The organism is Mycobacterium sp. SP-6446 (assembly GCF_001954045.1).
Lineage (GTDB): Bacteria > Actinomycetota > Actinomycetes > Mycobacteriales > Mycobacteriaceae > Mycobacterium.
In genome coordinates this window covers 1-3553 of the sequence record NZ_MBEM01000229.1, presented here as the reverse complement: position 1 = coordinate 3553, position 3553 = coordinate 1, and the positions used below count along the sequence as shown (strand labels likewise).

Here is a 3553-nt window from a genome sequence, read left to right as displayed (position 1 = left end):
GGGCGCTTCCTGGCGCTGCTCGAACTGTATCGGTCCCGGGCGGTAGCATTCGACCAGTCAGAGCCGCTTGGCGTGCTCCAGATTTCATGGACCGGCGAACGTCCGGCCGGCGAAGCCCTGGTGGAAGTGCGGGACGAATAGGTGACTGAAGAGCTGCCCGAGATCGACCTCGGCTACGGCATCCCCGAGATAGCCGAGGCGGCGCCGATGGACGCCGGGGAACTCGGCTCCGTGCTGGAGGCGCTGCTGCTGGTCGTCGACACCCCGGTCACCGTCGAGGCGCTGGCCGCCGCCACCCAGCAGCCCGTCTACCGCATCGCCGCGAAGCTGCAGCAGATGGCCGACGAACTGACCGAGCGCGAGAGCGGCATCGACTTGCGGAAAACCAGCGAGGGCTGGCGGATGTACACCCGGGCGCGCTACGCGCCCTACGTGGAGAAGCTGCTGCTGGACGGCGCCCGCTCCAAACTCACCCGGGCCGCGCTGGAGACGCTGGCCGTGGTGGCGTATCGCCAGCCCGTCACGCGGGCGCGGGTGAGCGCGGTGCGCGGCGTGAATGTCGACGCCGTCATGCGCACCCTGCTGGCGCGCGGCCTGATCACCGAGGCGGGCGTCGACGACGACACCGGCGCGACGACGTTCGCCACCACCGAGCTCTTCCTGGAACGCCTCGGGCTGACGTCGCTGGCCGACCTTCCCGATATCGCGCCGCTGCTGCCGGATGTGGACACCATCGAGGACCTCAGCGAATCACTGGACAGCGAGCCACGTTTCATCAAACTCGCGGGCGGACAGGCGCCGGAGCAGTCACTGTCATTCGACGTGGATCGGGATTGATGGTCCAGCCGGAGGAGCCCCGGGGAACGCGTCTACAAAAAGTGTTGTCCCAGGCCGGGGTCGCGTCGCGGCGGGCCGCGGAGAAGTTGATCATCGACGGCCGGGTCGAGGTGGACGGGCAGGTGGTGACCGAGTTGGGCACCCGGGTCGACCCTGACGTTTCGGTGATCCGCGTCGACGGCGCCCGGGTGGTCCTCGACGACTCGATGGTGTACCTGGCGCTGAACAAGCCGCGCGGCATGCACTCGACGATGTCCGACGATCGCGGCCGGCCCTGCATAGGCGACCTGGTCGAGCGCAAGGTGCGCGGCACCAAGAATCTCTTTCACGTCGGGCGGTTGGACGCCGACACCGAGGGGCTGATCCTGCTCACCAACGACGGTGAGTTGGCGCACCGGTTGATGCATCCGTCCCACGAGGTGCCCAAGACGTACCTGGCGACGGTGACGGGTTCGGTCCCGCGCGGGCTCGGCAAGAGGCTGCGCGCCGGCATCGAATTGGAGGACGGCGTCGCACGCGTCGACGATTTCGGCGTGGTGGACGCCATCCCGGGAAAGTCGTTGGTGCGGTTGACGTTACACGAAGGCCGCAACCGCATTGTGCGCCGGCTGTTGGGGGCCGCGGGCTTCCCGGTGGAATCGTTGGTCCGCACCGATATCGGCGCGGTGTCGCTGGGCAAGCAGCGCCCGGGCAGCATCCGCGCTTTGCGGCTCGACGAGATCGGGCAACTGTACAAAGCGGTCGGCCTGTGAGCGCGGACGTCGTCGTCGCGATCGACGGGCCCGCAGGAACCGGAAAATCCTCGGTGTCAAGGAGATTGGCAGGCGCGCTGGGTGCGCGCTATCTGGATACGGGGGCGATGTACCGGATCGTGACGCTGGCGGTGCTGCGCGCCGGGGTCGAGCCCACGGACGCCGAAGCAGTCGGAGAGATCGCCTCTCAGGTGCAGTTGTCGGTGAGCTACGACCCCGAAAGCATCACTAGTTACCTTGACGGAGCAGATGTTTCGACCGAAATCCGCGGTGACGAGGTAACCGGAGCGGTTTCGGCGGTCTCGTCGGTTCCCGCGGTGCGCACCCGGCTCGTCGAGCTGCAGCGGGCCATGGCCGGCGGTCCGGGCAACGTCGTCGTCGAGGGCCGAGACATCGGGACGGTGGTGTTGCCCGACGCGCCGGTGAAGATCTTCCTGACCGCCTCGGCCGAAACCCGCGCCCGGCGTCGCAACGACCAGAACGTCGCGGCGGGCCTGGCCGACGACTACGAGGGTGTTTTGGCGGACGTCCGGCGCCGCGATCACCTGGATTCCACCCGGGCGGTGTCGCCGCTGCGCGCCGCCCCGGATGCGCTGATCGTCGACACCAGCGACATGACCGAGGCGCAGGTGATCGCGCATCTGCTGGAGTTGGTCAAGCAGCGAAGCGGGGCAGTGCGGTGACCCAAGACGGCACCTGGACCGACGAAAGCGATTGGGAGTTCGTCGAATCCGGCGTCGAGGAAGGCGGCCCCGCGCCGGTCGTCGCGGTGGTGGGCCGCCCCAACGTCGGGAAGTCGACCCTGGTGAACCGGATCCTGGGCCGGCGCGAAGCGGTGGTGCAGGACGTCCCCGGCGTCACGCGGGACCGGGTGTCCTACGACGCGCTGTGGACCGGACGCCGGTTCGTCGTGCAGGACACCGGCGGGTGGGAGCCCGACGCCAAGGGCCTGCAGCAGCTGGTGGCCGAGCAGGCGTCGGTGGCCATGCGTACCGCCGACGCGGTGATCTTGGTGGTCGACTCGCTCGTCGGCGCCACCGCGGCCGACGAGGCCGCCGCCCGCATCCTGCTGCGCTCCGGTAAGCCGGTGTTCCTGGCCGCCAACAAGGTTGACAGCGAGAAGGCCGAGGCCGACGCGGCGGCGTTGTGGTCGCTGGGGCTGGGGGAGCCGCACGCGATCAGCGCGATGCACGGTCGCGGCGTCGCCGATCTGCTCGACGAGGTGCTCGCCGCGCTGCCCGAGGTTTCTGAAGCGGCACCGGCGGCGGGCGGTCCCCGGCGGGTGGCGCTGGTCGGCAAGCCCAACGTGGGTAAGAGCTCGCTGCTCAACAAGCTTGCGGGCGACCAGCGTTCGGTGGTGCATGAGGTCGCCGGGACGACGGTGGATCCGGTGGACTCGCTGATCGAGTTGGGCGGCAAGGTGTGGCGGTTCGTCGACACCGCGGGCTTGCGGCGCAAGGTCGGCCAGGCCCGCGGGCATGAGTTTTACGCCTCGGTGCGCACCCACTCGGCCATCGATGCCGCCGAGGTGGTGATCGTGTTGGTCGATGCGTCGGACCCGCTGACCGAACAGGATCTGCGGGTGCTGTCCATGGTCATCGAAGCCGGGCGGGCTTTGGTGCTGGCGTTCAACAAGTGGGATCTGGTCGACGAGGATCGGCGCGAGCTGCTGGAGCGCGAGATCGATCGCGAGCTGGTGCAGCTGCGCTGGGCGCAGCGGGTCAACATCTCCGCCAAGACGGGCCGGGCGGTGCAAAAGCTGGTGCCCGCGATGGAAGCCGCGCTGGCGTCGTGGGACACCAGGATCGCCACCGGCCCGCTGAACACGTGGATCAAGGAGGTGGTGGCGGCCACGCCGCCCCCGGTCCGCGGCGGCAAGCAGCCCCGCATCCTGTTCGCCACCCAGGCCACCGCGCGCCCGCCGACGTTCGTGCTGTTCACCACGGGTTTTCTCGAGGCCGGGT

5 protein-coding genes are annotated in these 3553 nt (G+C 69.2%); all 5 read left to right on the top strand.

All coding sequences use genetic code 11. From position 1 onward, the window contains the following. Positions 1-141: segregation/condensation protein A (locus A5736_RS20210; RefSeq protein ID WP_175611344.1), on the top strand; the 141-nt coding region annotated here is incomplete at its 5' end. Further along, complete coding sequence (scpB, locus tag A5736_RS20205; protein WP_076248208.1) at positions 142-837, top strand: SMC-Scp complex subunit ScpB; 696 nt, start codon at positions 142-144, stop codon at positions 835-837. After that, positions 837-1589 (top strand): pseudouridine synthase, encoded by a 753-nt coding sequence (locus tag A5736_RS20200; protein WP_076123025.1) that lies wholly within the window; start codon positions 837-839, stop codon positions 1587-1589. The genes scpB and A5736_RS20200 overlap by 1 nt, the downstream gene beginning before the upstream one ends. Beyond that, positions 1586-2272, top strand: a complete 687-nt coding sequence (cmk, locus tag A5736_RS20195) for a (d)CMP kinase (protein WP_076248206.1) — start codon at positions 1586-1588, stop codon at positions 2270-2272. The genes A5736_RS20200 and cmk overlap by 4 nt, the downstream gene beginning before the upstream one ends. Next, positions 2269-3553 (top strand): ribosome biogenesis GTPase Der (der, locus tag A5736_RS20190; RefSeq protein WP_076248205.1); only part of this gene is annotated, 1285 nt, incomplete at its 3' end. The genes cmk and der, both read left to right, overlap by 4 nt.